This is a genomic window from Nostoc sp. WHI, assembly GCF_015714725.1.
In the GTDB taxonomy this organism is placed as follows: Bacteria; Cyanobacteriota; Cyanobacteriia; order Cyanobacteriales; family Nostocaceae; genus Nostoc.
Genome location: NZ_WBKM01000051.1, coordinates 1 through 17,173, shown reverse-complemented (window position 1 = coordinate 17,173; position 17,173 = coordinate 1). Strand labels below are relative to the sequence as shown.

The following is a 17,173-nucleotide window of genomic DNA, read 5'->3' as shown; positions in this document are numbered from 1 at the left end:
CCCTGCCCCCCTGCTCCCTGCTCCCTGCCCCCAACTAACTAGCTTGGATGATGCTCAAAAAGACGAGAGTGGCAGAGCTAAAGGAGCTAATGGCAAACATGAGCGATCGCAAAAGGGGTATATTCAAAATATAAAAAATCGAGTGTAGCAAACGGGCCACTACAAAGGCGATCGCAGCTACTTGTGCTGTAGAAGAATTTACACCAGTTATATATGCCATCAATGCGGCTGTGGCAAATATCATAAACGTTTCAAAGGAGTTCTGATGTGCCCAAGTGGCTCGTTGGGCATACGGAGGCAATTTATCAAACATGGCGCGGGGAGTAGAAAACATTTCATCCCCAATCTGTACGCGCGCATAAGCTACGGGCAAAAATGGCACGTAAATTAGAACAGCAGCAGCAGCGATCGAGTATAAAAAAATTATCATAACTTATTAGTCATTGGTTATTAATCATTAGTCATCAGTCATCGGTCATTAGTCAAATACAAAAGACAAATGACAAATGACAAATGACTAATCAAAATAGAAAAGCGTCACCACTTTTCTTTGTTCTTCTGCGTCTTGACAAGTTTGCAACAAAGTGCCACTGTCATGAAACGCAAAGCAGATCAGTTGCTGGCAACGAGAGACAATTTCCTTGTTGCACAGGTAACTAGCTTCAGCGAGGGACAGGTTATCATTACTGGCATTTTCCACTAGATGCATTACCTGTTCTAGTTGCTGGCGCGATTCCAAAGGCTGGCGTTCCAAGCTTTGGGGTAGAATCACCGTTAACAAATTCGGATCAGCCCGCGTTGCTCCCCGGATGGCAGCTGAATTTGTACCTGTAGCACCGGAAGTGATGATGCGATTACCCGATAAGACTAGGGCATATGTCATCATTTCAATCAGATTTTGGTGCGTAATCGGGACATGACGAGAACCCAGCAAGGCAATTCTTTTAGAACCCGTTTGCTGGATTGTCGCCAGTTCTTGCGCTAATGTATCGAGGTTAATAAGGTCTGTTGATTGGCTCAAAGATGGAGATAATCCAATTAAACGACCCAGATATTTTACCAAACAGCGTGTAGGTGTGAGGACAAACTGAGCTAGACATTGCCACTAATTTTCGATTGTTTGGTTTAGTTGCGTAAGTCCTACTAAATTCTGGGGACAATTTTTCTAAGTGGGCTTTTTGGTGGCGCTCTAATTTTGCCAAAATCATCTGGTTAGGAGCAACATGGCCAGCAAAAAGTTTCACAAGTAATTAGAGCGTTTTCCCAGAAATCCATCTGATACACATCTAAAAGCTTGGCAAAGGTTTAATCGAGCCATTGGTGCTGATGGCAATGTCGGCATTTGGCACGAAACTTATTTAATCGAACCGGGAAGATATGAGGCGGTTTAGGGAATATGCCTGTTTTTGGATTAGCTGCTGCAACTAAGCACGTCCCGGCTATAGGGAACAGTGAAACAGCACGCTGTCCCTTGGGAGGTGACAGCGTGCCTGCTGTCCCTTTGCCGATAACTTAGTACTAATCCTCTCAATTGTTTGAGTTGATAAATCTAAGACAATGCCGTTGCAGGAGTTAAACCCAGTTTAGATAGCAAGCGGTCAATGTCAAAATGCTCAGTCATCAGCTGGCGAATACACTGAACCTTAATTGGCTCGTGGAGACGAACTTGACCAAAAGTTCGGTCAACAATTTCTACAGTGGTGAGAGTATCTAAGTCAACCGACAAAATGGGGATTTCTAATTCTTCAGCGCGACTGAGAATGAACGGTGGAGGTGGTAGTTGTCCAGTGAGAATTAGACATTGAGTAGAAGTTTCCAAAGCAGCTTGCTGAATTTCCACCCGATCGCCTCCTGTCACCACTGCCATATTCCGGCGTTTGCGAAAATATTTCACGGCGGAGTTGACATTCATCGCTCCAATTGCCAGACTTTCCACCAACAAATCCATGCGATCGCTGCGACAGAGAACATCAGCCTTTAACTGCTTGACTAGTTCGCCAACACTGACACTGCGGAGCAAATCGCTGCTCGGTAGCATTGCTAGCACTGGAATACCTTGCTGTTCTAAAAATGGGCGTAAGAGAGTGTCAACCGCTTCTAGTTGTGCCACAGGGATATCATTGATCACAACTCCAATCAAGCGATCGCCTACACGCCCTTTAGCAGCCAATAATCCCTCAACTGAAAGCAACGATTTGTAACGAGCTACTAAAAGCACACTAGCATCCAATACTTCAGCTATTTGCAGCAAAGACAAGTCAAACAAATTGCCTTCAGACAAATCACCAGGGCCTTCTAGCAACACTAAATCTCCTTGAGATTTATGCAAATATTGCTGGATTAGGGACTGTTGATAATCGGTTTTGTCTTCACCCCGCAAGCGTTTTTGGACATTGAGTTCATCCAAAGCCAGCATTGTTGGTGCAACGCGGTTTTCCGGCAAATTGAGGCTAAGAGCTACAAACTGGACATCTTCCTCAATGACGGTTCCACTAGACGAATTTAAACACGTACCGAGCGGTTTCCCGTAGGCAATATCCAGTCCTTTTTGCTGTAGCTGCTGAGATAAACCCAGAACAGTTGCAGATTTACCGCTGTAAGTCTCGGTTGATCCAATCAGCAAATATTTAGGGGATTTTGGCACACATGCACTCCTAATTTCAAAATTCAGAAGAACCCAGCTAGCTGTTTTCTAATTCTAGTTCCTTCTGGCAAAAGCCTCTAGCTCTCACATATTAAGGTTTCCCAGAAATACCTTTGATTGAACAAGCAGAGGCAAGGAAGGCAGAGGTTTTTTCCTTGTGTCGACTCTGTGAAGCTGTACGCCTACTCTTCAAGCCTCAAACGCTCTGTTTCTAAGATAAGCGATCGCATTGTTTAGTCAAGAAAATCTCAATGATTATCGTCGCTCACGGCAGACTAGAAGCGATGTCTAGCGACAAGCCGCTCCGCGTCTACGCAGGTAAACGCATTCAGGACTTTCCTGAAAAACCCAACACCTGCATTGATTTTTCAAGTACTTCTTTGGGGCGAAATGGTTTAGTTAGATATAAATCTGCACCAACCTCAATTCCTTTTTGTTTATCAAATTCCTGTCCCTTAGCTGTCAAAATCACAATGTAGACATCAGTCATTTGCAGGTCGTGTTTAACAATGTGGCAGACTTGCAAACCACTCATTTTAGGCATCATCACATCGAGAAAAACCAGGTTTGGTTTTTCTGCTTTAATAGTTTCGAGAGCTTCTTCTCCATTTCTAGCAGTTAGGAGTTCAACCCCCTCATCTTCTAATGCTTCTAGGGCTTGTTCCATCAAAATCAAGATATTGGGTTCATCATCAACAATTAGAATTTTCTGGGTCATACAATTTTAGATTTTAGATTTTAGATTTTAGATTGAAAAGAGCAATCAAGTCACTGGCTCTATCATTTAATTTTAGATTTTGAACTTCAATTCCATTTTCCAAAATTTCAAAGCGTTCGACTGAGTGTCTTTACACTGAGAGAAGTCGAAGTGTCACTGATGCAATTAGCGATCAGACAGGATGATGAAGAATACATTCTCCAAGCCTTTCTCAAAGCGTAGGGCTTTTACCATGTCGGCTTCTTGAGAGAAAATAGAATCGATAATAATCATGTCAGGTTTGGCTGACCGAGCTTTATTGATGCCTTCTTGGGGATCGGAGGCTTCAATCACGCTGTATCCCTGAGTTTGTAGTACATCCGATAAGGTTTTTAAGGTTGAGGCATTTTTATCTACAACCAATACCTTTTTACTGGAAGTACCTTGGGAAAGCAATGAGCCAATTTCGTTGAGGAGTTGCTCCGGGTCAATAGGCTTGGTGAGATAGCGATCAATGCCAATGTGATAGCCCCGTTCCTTATTTTCAATAATTGACAGAATGATGATCGGAATGTCTGCGGTCTGGGGATCATTTTTCAGAACGGCTGCCACATCAAAGCCGTTGATTTGAGGCATCATCACATCCAAGAGAATCAGATCGGGACGGGCTGTTTTGATTTGATGAATTGCATCCACCCCGTCTTTCGCTTCCCGAACATTATAGCCTTCGGTTTCCAGTTGTTGACGAAGCAATTCCCGAATGTTGGCATCATCATCCACTACCAGAATTGTTTTGCTGTTTTGATTCAGCACCGCATTTGTGATGGTGACGTGTTCTTTGAGTTGTTTTACTAGCGCATCCAGATTTAGACTGGTACTGGTTTTGCGATCGCTCTCAGAGGTGGGAATGATGAAGGAGAATATGCTGCCCTTACCTGGTTCACTCTCCACCCAAATTCTACCACCGTGATGATCGATGATTTGTTTACAGATGGGCAGTCCTAGCCCTGTACCTTTGGGTTTATCGGTGAGGGTGTCGCCAACTTGGCGGAATTTCTCAAACACTTTCGGCTGGTCTTCAAGTGTAATGCCAACACCTGTGTCGATGACGCTGATGCAAACACCTTCCTTCTCTTGTTTAACGCGGCAAATGACAGAACCGGATTCGGTAAACTTAACGGCATTAGAAATTAGGTTGATTAAAACTTGCAGCAGACGATTGCGATCGCCTACTATCTGAGGCAGTCCAGGTTGAATCTCACTGATTAACTCCAAGCCATTGGTTTCAAATAACCCGGCGGTGGAATTAGTTGCCCAATCGAGTAACTCGCTGGGATCAATGGGCTGCATCTGCCATTCCACCTTACCTGCTTCCATTTTGGCGATGTCTAAGACATCGTTAATCAAAGATGTAAGCCGTTCTGCTTCCGACACAATAATGTTGAGATTGTCACCCACCCGCTTAATCGTTTTCTGAAGTTTACGGTCTTCGGTAGGAAGTATTGGGAAAATATCGGTTTCCAGCTTTTCTTTAATGAGCGACGCAAAACCCAGGACAGAAGTTAGTGGTGTCCGCAACTCATGGGAAACCGTAGAAATGAAATCGGTTTTCATCTGATCAATCTCTTTCTCAGCCGTCACATCCCGAATCAGGATTACTGAGCCTAGCCACTTCGTCGCCTTATCCTTAGACGCTTCTTTGAAGATGGTGGTTGCTAGAGCTTGACCGACCCGGCCTGCTGCTAAATCAACCTCAGCTGTGAATATCTCTCGTGACTGCTTATAGGTCTGCTTTACTAAATCGGCAATTTCAGCTTGAGAAATTTCTCCGCAGTGTTTTCCTTTGATGTCAATGTCGCCAAGCTGGAACATTTTTAGCAGCGCTGGGTTAAAGCGGGTGATCTGGCCTAGTGTGTTAGTTACCAATAACCCATCTGCAAGATTGTCAATAATCGCAGTCAAATCAGCAAATGTTGCTTGCAGTTCCGTGTCTGCCTGTTGCCGTCGTAACCATGATAGGGCTAATAGCCAGGAACCCACCCCAATCAACCCAGTCAGAACAACATAAAACAGTAGGAGTCGGTTAAAAGAACTTTGCGATCGCGCATTTAAGATCGCAGAGGGAACATGAGTTACAATTTTCCAACGGTAAGATTTGGCATCCACCTTCCCTTGACTGGAATCGAAGGCACGGGTAGCCCCCGTGCTGGATTTAGCTTTTTGAACTGCCAGCAGTGGATACAGGGTTTTGAAGGTGAATAATCCCTCAGCCGTTTGCAACTGTCCCGACTCCTTTGTGCCCATTTGCTGCCAGACTTTAGGAAAGGCTTTTGCAAAGGTCTGGTCTTTGCGATCTTCGTACATAAAGCCCCATTCGTTTTCTGGCTTTAGTCCCTTAAGCCAGTAACCATCAGCATTGAGCAGCAGCGTTTCGCCTAAAGTTGTCGAGTTTTCCTTTTGCAGATTCTGGATAAACTTCTCACCTAAATAGTTCAGCACAACGATGCCGCGTTTCTGTCCCTGAGAATCAAATACGGGAGTGCCAAAACGGATCATTGGTTTGAGCGGTTGTTCAATCTTCCCCCGCTCAATATTTAGATCGAGGGGCGAAACAAAAACTTCACCTGATTGGAGGGGCAAGGTATCCTTAAACCAATAGCGCTTTGCCTGGACTTGAAGTTTTTCGTCACGGACAACGCTGGGCTGACCTTGATTCAAGTTGACTCTAACAATTTCTTTGCCAGTTGTGTCAAGAAAGCGAATCTGGTCATAAAGTTGCTTCTGCTGAGACATGGAAACATACTCCTTAGCGATCGCCTGCCTCAACTCCAGGGTTTCAGTTGCACCCACAGGTCGATTGAGCATGGACTGTAGCTCATTTTGGGTAGTCAGAAACATCAAGTCAGATTTAATTAAATTGAAGTCACTAGCAGCTATTTTTGCTTGCAGGTCAACGTTACGGGTTTCGTTGATAGAAATTGCGCCCCGTTCAGTTTTACTCTCTGCCTGGTGAATGATCATCAGCACGCCCCCAACCAGGAAGGACAGTGGTAAGAAAGTGATCAGGAATTGCTTGAGGATTCCTTGGTCAGCGATTTTCAAGAATTCAGGGTTTTTTAACATGAGATAGTTCTGTAGGTGTCGGCAAAAAAGTTAAAAACGCTAGTGGTCGATGTCGGTTGGATTAGAACAACTGAACCAGGACAACAAGGTGGTGTAAAGCTTTAAGGAAATTGGGTGGCGTTGAAACATCTGGTAAATTTGCTCTGGTGATGCACCTTCCACATCTGGACTCTGCTCTGAAAGTCGCTGGAGCAATTGAGTATGGCGGATCAGCAGATCCGTCGGTTTGAGCATTGGAGTTGTTGATGAAATGAAGCCGTCGGCATCGGCACTGGGGGATGATTCGGTTGTGGAAGAGGCGTGAGCGATCTTCGCGTCAGAAATCGTGAAATTGTGATTTTCAACAGTGTCCAACACTGAACAATTCACCGGAATTTGAATCCAGAATTCTGTGCCTTCACCTAGCGTCGAACGACACTTGATAAATCCCCGGTGTCTCTTTACAATAATTTGGTAACTTATTGCCATACCCAATCCGGTTCCCTTGCCAATCTCTTTCGTGGTGAAGAAGGGATCGTAAATGCGTCGAATCACATCCTCCTTCATCCCTGAGCCGTTATCGGCAATGCGAATCACCACAAATTGGTTGTCGAGGATTTCAGTACGAATGGTGATTTGAGCAGTAGGGGGGGATATTTCTTCATTGCCCATTCCCTCCTCTAGAGCATCAATGGCATTTGCCAGGATGTTCATAAATACTTGATTCAACTGTCCGGGATAGCATTCAATCAGGGGAAGTTTGGCATAGTCTTTAACAATTTCAATTTTCGGTCGGCGACCATCTGCTTTCAGACGATGGTGAAGAATCATTAGGGTTCCGTCGATGCCATCGTGGAGGTTGACGGCTTTCATGTCGGCTTCATCATGGCGGGAGAAGTTTTTCAGAGATTGCACAATGTCCACGATGCGGTCTGTGCCCACTTTCATGGAATTCAGCAGTTTGGGGAGATCCTCCATGATAAATTCCAGATCGATATTGTCTAACTCTGATTTCAGTTCTGGCAAAGCAACAGGTAGGAATTTCTGATACTTTTCCAACAGGTGTAACAAGTCTTGGGCGTATTCGGCAACATACTTTAAATTGCCGCAAATAAAGTTAACCGGGTTGTTGATTTCGTGGGCAACTCCGGCAATGAGTTGCCCTAGACTGGACATTTTTTCGCTTTGGATCAATTGAGTTTGGGCTAATTGCAATTCTTGGAGAGTTTGCTGAAGCTTCTGTGTCTGAGCTTTTGCCTGGACGGCTGCTTGAGTGCTTTGTTCGTAAAGCACAGCTTTGTCAATAGCGATCGCAGTTTGAGAGGCAAAGATACTTACAAGTTTCAGGTGTTCAGCCTTATATGAGTCAGTTTTGGGTGTTCCAATAGCGATCGCTCCCAGTACCCGCCCTTTGGCTCGCAAAGGTACACAAATCATGGCGTTAACGTTTTTTTGCCCCTCTAACCGAGGATCGGCTTGCACATCATTGACGAGTTCTGCCCGGTTCGATTCCACAATATTGCCAATAATTCCCTTACCCGGTTCCGGCTGACTGTGGTTAAAAAACACTCCAAATTCGGCAATGATTTCAAATGCAGTTGCATCTAGATCCAGAAGCAGAATCATCCCCGCAGACGATTCAATTAATTGGCTCAATTCCTGAAGCACAAGTTGGGCAATCTGTCGCGTATCCAAACTTGTTGTGAGTTTAGTCGAGATATCCTCAAACAAATCAATTTCTTGGTATCGCTCCAGCAATTCTATAGCGAGTTCTTTCTTTTCAGCTTCCTGCTTTGCCAGAAATGAGAGCAAAGTCGCAAGTAGAGTTGCCTGTTCTCCCCCAACAACCCAACCGATAATTTCTCCTGACACCTCAACTGGATATCGGTTTCCCCCAGTTTGTTCCCCAATGCTAATTAGTTTCGTGCCGTCTATCAGTTCAACATCAATCGCCATGTTGAATTGATAGACTAAGTTATGAAGCAGAGATGACAATTCTTTTTTGTTGAGAATCTTTCTGAGGCTAACTGTGGGCATGAAACACCTCATCTAAGCCAAGAATCTGAACGGTTGCGTTGGCGTCGCTATCTGTAATCCTTCGGATAACTAAGCTACGCCCAGCGTCTCCACAAAAGAAATAAATTGTCATAAAAATCTTCCAATATAATAATTTACTAATTAATATTAGTTTTCCCAAAAACATAGGCGATATAACAAGACAGCGAAGTTGAAAGGACATATTTTTTCTTGCACTACGTGTCTCAAAAAAAATATTTTTATTTTTTTCATAAATAAATTTAGTTGCTCTCAGACCCTATATGCTGAGTGCAATTAATTTTACTTTTTACTCAGCACTCGTTACTCGGCACTCAGCACTGTTTTGGTGAGTCAGCTTTTTTGAGTGTTTAGATCAGCGCATTTCCTGGAATAATCTTCTCTCTGGCAAAACATAAAATAAAGTAGTAAAATCAATTGCGATCGCAGTTGATTTTACTACTTTTAAAAAGTATTTACTTAATACCAATTCTCTATGAAGATGCAGAGAATGATCGGCCAGAATTCTCGCTAGATAAACTTATTTTTTATTTGGAACTCTCTAAGCGGTAGCTTCACTTAGATGCGAGAGTAACGAAAACGAAGCCTTAGCAGCCGTAGCCAACGTAACCAGATTTGTGCAGGTTGTTCAAAGAAGGTGAAAATATCACCGAAACCCAAATTAGTTTTGTGATGGTGTAACCAGTGTCTCTCAGGAGTAGTAATAAATAGAATTTGGCATAAAATATTTGCAGGCTTTGGAGTTTGCCAACCCAAGACACTTATGTGTCTCCACCATACATGAAACTGACCAAACAGTAATCCAGAGACAACGCCAATAGGAGAGAAAGACCACAGGACTACTGCTATGAGTACATAAGGCAAAGCTCCCAGAATACCATCTAAAAGAACCTGGGGATTAAAAGTCAAAATAGCGTAGTGGCGAAAGTCCTTCTTCCAGGAGTGGTGCGTTTTTAAATGAAGGCTACCAAAAACGTGCTCGGGTACGTGGTAAAAGAATGTAGATAGAAAATCGCCAAAAAAAAGTAATAACCAAGCAACAGCAATAGCCTCAAGCATTTGTACTCCTCAAGTTTAGTAAAAAAACTCCATAGAAAATATGCAAATGTCATGCTGTCGGCATAAACACCTGACTTTCCACTATGCAACCAGCATCTATGCCTCTCATGGGTCTAAGCTCCAGTTAATTTGGCTCAGAGTATTATGTAATTGGGTAAGGTGCAGTTTCATTAATCTACGATCTTTTGGTGCAATACCGTTCAGTTCAGGTTTGATTTCTCCTTCAAGGGGAGGAAACTATGTCCTCCTTTTCAAAGGGAGCAGCGGCGTGCAACGAGAAATTGGAGCGCCGACTTGAGGCGATAGAGCAGCTAAACCTTGTCCGCGTACTCCTAGTGAGAAGCAAGCTACACCCAATAATCGCACCAGAACGTCTGGCTCCACCATCGCCAAGAGCGAACTGAACTTCGGGAGGTTTCTGAACTTGAGGCGACTGGAGTTCACCAGTCCTCTACCGCTACTCTTAAAGCCTGCTGGGTATAGCGTCTCTCTTCGCAGAAGGTGGGTTTCCCAACCTAGTGAACTGGCAATACCGAAGGGCGTGGGTTGGGGGGATCTCCCAGGAATAAACATCACTAACTGAAGTGTATTGATCCTTAGTGCAGTAAACAGCAACTCGTAAGAGCCTCCAATCTGACTTCTAGCCTGTGTCAATGAAAATAATACATCTAAATCTCGATAGGAATACTGTATTTTTCCATATTTACTCCACAATCTTCTTACTTAAGGCATACAGCTTAAGTAAAGGTTGAGTTAATATTAGTAAAAATTTAGGTTAAGGCTTTCTTCAGCATTTTTAGTGCTAAACTGACCACAATTCAGTCTCAATTGTAAAACTAACCATAAGTATAGAAATAAGCATTCTGCCGATGTAACCTGGGTTATTGAGGTGATTAAAGCGAATTTATGATTAAATTTATCGGCATGAGCAGCAGCAAAATTTGGGGTATATATAATTAACTGGATGCCAGAGTAAAGCGTTTAATACTACCTACACAAATATTTTACGGATGTAATAGGCGATCGCACAGACCGAATAACATCATCTCCTCAAACCAATGAACTTTGGGCTATTTTTATCGGTTTTTTCTTAAGATTCAACATTTCGGTTATGAGTTATGAATTTCCAAAAAAATGATATTTCCGAAATAGAAGAATTGCATCGTCCGCCAGTAAATTGGCTTCAACCATTGGTATTGCTTGCACCATCTGGGATTTGGTTATTACTTTTGTTGGTGCTGCCAACTTTGATAATTTTCGAGTTAAGTTTAGTTGCAGACATCCGACCGGGAGATTTGGTTAATCCCAACGGATTGAAAAACTACATCAGAATATTTGACCCCCTTTATGTGCAAGTAATTGTGCGATCGCTATTTTTTGCGTTTGGCGCTACAATAATTTGTTTAATTTTGGGTTTCCCTGTTGCCTATTGGATTGCTCAGATAGCGCCGCAGCGTTGGCGGAATTTGCTCCTATTAGGCTTTATATTACCTTTGTGGACTTCTTCGTTACTTCGCTCCTATGCTTGGATTACAATTCTTCGTCCTACTGGTTTATTGAACAGTTTGTTAAGCAATTTAGGCTTGCCGACTTTAGAATTACTTAATCAAAGTCCAGCTGTATTGATTGGCATGAGTTACAGCTTGTTACCTTATATGGTTTTGATTTTATATGCTTCTCTAGAAAAGCTAGACAAGCAGTTGCTAGAAGCAGCATCTGATTTAGGTGCAAATCCTGTGCAAACTTTTTGCCAAGTGACCGTACCGCAAATTTTGCCTGGAATTGCGGCTGCTTCCATGCTTGTATTCATTACAGGCTTAGGGGATTTTGTCGATCCAGAATTACTTGGTGGTGCTTCTAGTATGACGGCGGCGCGGTTAGTTTATAACCAGTTTCTTGGAGCAACGCAAAATTGGGGATTTGGTTCAGCCTTAAGTATGACGTTAATTTTGCTTGTTAGTATTGCGATCGCGCTTTTAATTAAATTTGGTGAACCTACACCCAAACGCTAAACTTTTCGTCACTCACTTATAATAAAGGCATCAAACGCCAGCGAGACAACGGTTATGCTCTCACCTGATCTCAAAAATGCGTTACCAACTACTGATGAACTTCCCTGTTCAGACGATACGCCAGTGGATAACGAAGACCAAAACTTTTTGCCCAACATTTTACTTTTCTTACTCAATTCCACTTGGACAAATCGCATGGATTGGTACTTCGGAGTAGATATGGGAGTATATCACACCACAGGAGTAAATCCCAGAGTACCTGTAGTACCAGATGCTTTTTTGAGTGTAGGAGTGGAACGGAAAAAGGGTGGCAAATCACGCAAAAGTTACGCGGTTTGGGAAGAAAATGGGATAGTTCCAATATTCATACTAGAAATGGTATCCCACACCCCAGGAGGTGAATATGAGGAGAAGCTAGATATATATAGAAAACTCGGTGTATTGTACTACGTAATTTATAACCCTGAGTTTTGGCGACGTGACCAACATCAACCCTTTGAAGTGTATAAGTTAATAGATGGAAACTACCAACTACAAATAGGTGAACCCTATTTGATGCCAGAAGTCGAGTTAGGTATTGGGCGACACCAAGGCGTAATTGCCGGGATACAACAAGAGTTTTTATGTTGGTATGATGAGCAAGGAAACCGTTATTTGACAGATGCAGAACAGTCACAACAGGAGCGGCAAAGGGCTGAACAATTAGCGCAGTATTTACGTTCTCTAGGTGTAGATCCAAATAATCTACCTGGTAATTAAGGCGATCTCATCCAGTAAAACTTTCAGACCGTGCATTTCGGCTCAATGCCTAATTAACCCAAGTTGCTACTCATTAAAATGCGCCGATTATAGACAATATTCGAGCCTATGGCTAATGGGGCTATCTCTAGTTCAGCCTTATTAACTTCATCCAAAGATATTTTAAGGACTTCCTCCCAGGATTCTAATTGCTTAATAACTCTTTGAGGCAAAGTAGCGTAAATAAAAGGAAAACTAGGATTAGCTATTGCCTCAAATCCTAACTGTCTTATCCTTTGAGCGATTGGGTTAACGGTAGCTTGGTTTTCTCGGTTTCTCTGCTGGGCAACTTTATTATGGTAGCTCTCCAACTCTTGCAAGGTTATGTTTCTTTCAGGTATGGCATCAGGTAATTTTGGCCCTGGAGATTGCTGTCCCGTGTAGACTTCTATAACCACTCTTACTAAACCTTGCTCAGAGATACTTGCCAAAGAATTAAACAACTGAGGCTCAAGCTTACCGTAATTAGAAATAAACGCTTTGTTATTTTCTTCTCTCAATTTATTAACATTAAGTTCTTCGTTAGGATTGTTCTTATTAAGAACAACATCATAAATTTTTCCATCCCTTTTATCGATTACTACAAACCCTAACCCAGCTTGTTTCAGGTTTCTAAAGTTGGGTGTGTAGACGTGTTCTATTTGCAGATATTCTACTGGGATAACGATGCGTCTGGATAAGTGCTTTAACGCTATTTGCTGTATTTCAGGGGTAATATCACTAACCTGATTTTCAACTTGGCTATTTACAATAGATTTAGCCTTTGCTGACATTATAGAAGAAGCATAAGTTCCTAAAATTAGGATTAATACTATTAAAAAGCGCCGGGGGTTCACTTAGTTTTTGCTCACTGGATGTTTTTATAATAGAATACGCACAATAAAGAAGCAAATCATCACAATTATTGTGATTTTTTGAAAAAGTGTAAGGGGCGATCGCATCCCAAAAGTTGATACACTTGATAGGTAGACAATGCTTCTCTCCACAATTTAGTAAGCTGTCCTGTCTTTAATTTCCAGAGTGTTCCTATTGTAACAAGGGTTTCAAACCATAAAAAGTGCAAGTTATACGCGCAACAGCTTATCACTTTCCTTAAGCTGACACTGATAATTTACCGATAGCACCAATTAAAATAAGATTAATTTTAATAATTTGCTACTGTGAGTAAATGGTTAAAATCATCTGTACTACTGTTAATTAAACCCTTAATTGTAGAAAGAAATTCATGTTCTAAATAAGGCTTGGTCAAGTAAGCCTTTGCACCCAATTCTTTTGCAAGCTGGCGGTGTTTTTCAGCGCTACGAGAAGTGAGAATCACTACAGGTATTTTTGCGAAATTTGGGTATTGACGAAAATTGCTCAACAACTCAAAACCATTCATTCTTGGCATCTCTAAATCGGAGACGACAAGTTGTATTTCTGGATGTAACTGCAACTTTTCTAGAGCTTCTATACCATTTTGGGCTTGTATTACTTGATAGCCAGATTTTTGTAGAGTCAGAGACAGAGTTTGACGGAGACTAATTGCATCATCTACTACTAAAACAACTTTTGGTGATTTATTATCTGGTTCTTGAGAATAACTAGATTGGGTTTCTATAATTGTTATGGAAGTAGATGCAGTAAGTAATGGTGTAGATGAAAAAGTATGTCCTGATATCGGCAAAGCTTTTTTATTTGACGAAGAAGCTACTGATAGCGCCATGATATCAAGTGTTGTTTGTTGGATCTCGCTAGACTTTACCAGCAATAAAGCATCAATTACTAAGATGAGATTACCATTAGCCAAACTACTACAACCATAAATGTATTTTGGCGGTGCGATCGCATTTCCTAAAGGTCTGATTACCAGTTCTTGTTCACCAATGATTTGATCAACTTCTAAAGCAAACATTCCCTGATTTCGTCGTAGCAAAAGCACCGGATTTTTCGCTATACTTGGCTCTTGAGTATTTGGTGTGTTGTAGGGAGTAGCACTATTAAACAATGAACCATTATAATCAATCAACTTTGAAAGTTGATGGAGGCTGACCATAGTATCATCATTATCTGTGTTCCAATGGAAGACTTTTTTCCCTTCAATTTCTTTAATCTGTTGTTCAGAGGGAATCAATATTTTTTCTATACTATCTAAAAGAAGGGCATAAACAACACCTTTGGCTTGAACTAGCATGAGTTTTTCTGTAGTCATAGAAAAAGGGATTTTGAGGATGAATATCGTTTCTTGGTTGGGTAAGGATTGAACTGAAATTGAGCCGTTGAGTGCGTGCATCTGAGTACGCACAATATCTAAACCCATACCGCGTCCAGAAATTTCACTCACTTTACCAGCAGTAGAAAATCCAGGTGAAAATATCAAATCTAAAAGTTCAGATTCAGCCAGATTAGAAGCATAAGTTCTAACTTTTTCTTCAGTTTGTATGGAATAAAATTCAGCAGCTTTTGTGCGAATTCTGTCTAAATTCAATCCTTGACCATCATCCCGAACTTCGATAACAGTTTGGCTACCCTGATGATAGGCGCAGATTTCGATTAAACCTTGTTCTGGTTTACCAAGCTCCCGGCGAACTTGTGGAGCTTCAATACCGTGGTCAAAAGCATTACGCACTAAATGTAATAAAGGGTCATATAGCTTTTCTGCGATCGCTTTATCTACTAGTACTTGGGTACCCGTAAGTTTCAATTCTACAAGTTTTCCATGAACATTCCCCAACTTATTTACCATGTGGGGAAAACGATTCAAGATATTGCCCAAAGGCGACATTCGTGCTTCTACTAAGCTATCTATAATATTAAGACTTAAATTCTCTTGTTTGTTACTAATTTGAGCAGCTTGCGTCACAAGTAAGTCAAGAGATTCTGTGGTTTCTTGTAGTTGCAGCGTCTCTTCTATTGCTTCATGCAATGTCATGTGAAACTCTGTATATACATCCATTTCTAGAGAGTCAAAATTCACTGCAAAATCTTGCGTTTGTTGTGAACTAATATTTTGTATTTGTAATGGTAAATCACGTAATTCATTTAAAGTTGTTTGGTGTCTAATGAGTTGCTGTACTAATTGCTCAATTATTTCTTTGACTTGTTCATCTTGCAAACTACGTCGTTTTTGATAAATCAACAATTCTCCAGCTAGATAATTGAGATGTTGCAGTCTTTCTGTATCTACTCGAATAAATGAAGGTTGACGAAAACTTTTAGTTTGAACATACTGTGATTTTTCTTCTATTTCTTGGTTAATTTGTGTAGCTAAATCGGGCATAACTTCAATAGCTGTTTCAGAAACTACTGGCTCACTAATAGTTAATAATGAATCAAGCTTTTCTGAAGAATCATCAGGCTGAATCGTCACGACTTCAGCATCAAGGTTTTGGCTAGACTCTTCTCCCCATATTGCTTCTAGTAGGTTATCAGTTGTTTCAGAAAAGACAGATTTAGATATTTCTTTAAAAACTAACAGTGTTTGTAACTTGGGACTATCAAGCCAATTTTTCTCTTCGCCAGTAATAGGAGAATAATTTTTATATTCTTGTGCTAATTTATAAATTTGGTTCTGTAGTATTTTAATTGCAGAGAGGTAGCTGTCAGATGATTGAATAGAATATTGAAATTTTGCAACTGCAAATAAAATGATTAAGATGATACCATGTCTATAAATACAAAGACTTTGACTATCTTCTTCATCTTGGACAAAATCGAGAAACTTTTTTAACCAGGTTTCGATATAGTTAAGTAGACTTTTTCTTTCTAATGTGGGAACCAGTAAAGTCAAACTGATTTCTGGCTCTGGTATTTCCATCTGGTGATTAAACCAGCCAAAAATGTAGCGAATTACTTTTAAATAAAACTTGGCAGTTGTTGGGTTAACAGATTCGTTTTTATTGTTATCAGATGTAGTGAGAAACTGGTAAAATTGTTCTTCACTGATGATCAAAGTGTCAACAGATGAATTATTTTGCAATTCTCCATCTAACTCATTATTTGCCACTGTCGTGAGTTTTCGCAAACCTAGAGAAGTTTCTCCACCGGAAGTGCGATCGCCTGCTAATACCAATTTTTGTGCTTGTTGCAAATCTGCAAGGGCAATTTCTGCAATTTGCTGTACCTGAGTGGGATTTGCTTGCAGTGCTGACAAAATTGTTTGGGCAATTTCTCGCAATCCAGGTAAATTTAGAGATTCTGCCAAGCCGAGAAACACCTCAGCTTGAGAGTGTAAAAACTCGATAAATTCTTCACTATTTGGTGGATTCTTAACAGCCTCAGCAATACTGTTTAGACGTTGTTCTACTCCCACTTCAAAAACAGATTGCACAATATCAAATCCCAATTCTTCAGAAGTGGGAATATGAGATTCAGCACCAAACGCATCACCCAATTTTTCTTGCAACTGTGCAAACACTGAAGTTGCTCTATGGAGCAGTTCTTCATCATTAACAGTACTGCCTATTAGTTCGGTATTTAATGCTATGCTCAGACACTCATAAGCTTGTAATAAAAGCGTTTGCAATTCAGCATCAATTACTACACTTGGATTATATAAAGCCTTAAATACATCTTCTAAAAAATGGGCTATCATCTTAATTACTTCTAGCCCAACATTAGCGGCTCCACCTTTAAGTGTATGAGTAGCCCGCATTAAGTTGTGAACTTTGGCAATGCTATAACCTTTCGATAAGCTAAATAGTTCTTGTTCAATAATTTGGACTAATTCCGGCGCTTCAGCCAGAAAGTAGATGTATCCTTGTTCACGAATTTCGTTATCTGTAATCATAATTAGGGAGTGGGGAGTGGGGAGTGGGGAGTGGGGAA

The 17,173-nt window shown here is 41.3% G+C and carries 14 protein-coding genes and 1 pseudogene; 3 read left to right on the top strand and 12 right to left on the bottom strand.

Annotated features, from left to right (window positions below; genetic code table 11):
• Positions 1–34: 34 nt before the first annotated feature.
• From F8S12_RS05335 to F8S12_RS40325, 3 genes are all read right to left on the bottom strand, one after another.
• A complete protein-coding gene (locus F8S12_RS05335; RefSeq protein ID WP_196515305.1) occupies positions 35–430 on the bottom strand; it encodes an MAPEG family protein in 396 nt (131 codons plus the stop codon).
• A gap of 87 nt (positions 431–517) precedes the next feature.
• A complete protein-coding gene (locus tag F8S12_RS05330) occupies positions 518–1,021 on the bottom strand; it encodes a DNA-processing protein DprA (RefSeq protein WP_196515304.1) in 504 nt (167 codons plus the stop codon).
• On the bottom strand, positions 996–1,244 hold the full coding sequence (locus tag F8S12_RS40325; RefSeq protein WP_230967810.1) for a hypothetical protein: 249 nt from the start codon (positions 1,242–1,244) through the stop codon (positions 996–998). Before F8S12_RS40325 ends, F8S12_RS05330 begins: the two co-directional genes overlap by 26 nt.
• Positions 1,245–1,310: 66 nt before the next feature.
• Here F8S12_RS40325 and F8S12_RS40320 point away from each other — a divergent pair.
• Positions 1,311–1,391: pseudogene (locus F8S12_RS40320) on the top strand (monooxygenase family protein); the annotation flags it as partial.
• A 158-nt stretch (positions 1,392–1,549) separates the two neighbouring features.
• Here the strand turns inward: F8S12_RS40320 and F8S12_RS05315 are convergent.
• From F8S12_RS05315 to F8S12_RS05290, 7 genes are all read right to left on the bottom strand, one after another.
• On the bottom strand, positions 1,550–2,644 hold the full coding sequence (locus F8S12_RS05315; RefSeq protein WP_196515303.1) for a phosphotransacetylase family protein: 1,095 nt from the start codon (positions 2,642–2,644) through the stop codon (positions 1,550–1,552).
• 328 nt (positions 2,645–2,972) lie between these two features.
• Entirely contained in the window at positions 2,973–3,362 is a 390-nt protein-coding gene (locus F8S12_RS05310) for a response regulator transcription factor (RefSeq protein WP_196515302.1), read from the bottom strand.
• Positions 3,363–3,527: 165 nt separating this feature from the next.
• Entirely contained in the window at positions 3,528–6,464 is a 2,937-nt protein-coding gene (locus tag F8S12_RS40315) for a response regulator (RefSeq protein ID WP_230967809.1), read from the bottom strand.
• Between the two features lie 39 nt (positions 6,465–6,503).
• A complete protein-coding gene (locus tag F8S12_RS05300; RefSeq protein ID WP_196515301.1) occupies positions 6,504–8,480 on the bottom strand; it encodes a GAF domain-containing sensor histidine kinase in 1,977 nt (658 codons plus the stop codon).
• Positions 8,467–8,592, bottom strand: a complete 126-nt coding sequence (locus tag F8S12_RS41540) for a hypothetical protein (protein ID WP_269144770.1) — start codon at positions 8,590–8,592, stop codon at positions 8,467–8,469. Before F8S12_RS41540 ends, F8S12_RS05300 begins: the two co-directional genes overlap by 14 nt.
• 464 nt (positions 8,593–9,056) lie before the next feature.
• Positions 9,057–9,557, bottom strand: a complete 501-nt coding sequence (locus F8S12_RS05295; RefSeq protein WP_196515300.1) for a fatty acid hydroxylase — start codon at positions 9,555–9,557, stop codon at positions 9,057–9,059.
• A gap of 237 nt (positions 9,558–9,794) precedes the next feature.
• Positions 9,795–10,211 carry a hypothetical protein gene (locus tag F8S12_RS05290; protein ID WP_196515299.1) on the bottom strand — a complete coding sequence of 139 codons (417 nt, stop codon included), beginning with the start codon at positions 10,209–10,211 and terminating at the stop codon, positions 9,795–9,797.
• A gap of 464 nt (positions 10,212–10,675) precedes the next feature.
• On the opposite strand from F8S12_RS05290, the gene F8S12_RS05285 reads away from it, so the two are divergent.
• Positions 10,676–11,569 (top strand): ABC transporter permease, encoded by an 894-nt coding sequence (locus tag F8S12_RS05285; protein WP_196515298.1) that lies wholly within the window; start codon positions 10,676–10,678, stop codon positions 11,567–11,569.
• Between the two features lie 54 nt (positions 11,570–11,623).
• The gene (locus F8S12_RS05280; RefSeq protein ID WP_196515297.1) at positions 11,624–12,328 is read left to right on the top strand and encodes a Uma2 family endonuclease; all 705 of its coding nucleotides are present in this window, start codon (positions 11,624–11,626) and stop codon (positions 12,326–12,328) included.
• Between the two features lie 53 nt (positions 12,329–12,381).
• On the opposite strand, the gene F8S12_RS05275 is transcribed toward F8S12_RS05280, so the two are convergent.
• Together F8S12_RS05275 and F8S12_RS05270 are read right to left on the bottom strand one after the other, a co-directional pair.
• Complete coding sequence (locus tag F8S12_RS05275) at positions 12,382–13,140, bottom strand: hypothetical protein (protein ID WP_196515296.1); 759 nt, start codon at positions 13,138–13,140, stop codon at positions 12,382–12,384.
• 371 nt (positions 13,141–13,511) lie between these two features.
• On the bottom strand, positions 13,512–17,135 hold the full coding sequence (locus tag F8S12_RS05270) for a hybrid sensor histidine kinase/response regulator (protein ID WP_196515295.1): 3,624 nt from the start codon (positions 17,133–17,135) through the stop codon (positions 13,512–13,514).
• Positions 17,136–17,173 lie beyond the last annotated feature (38 nt).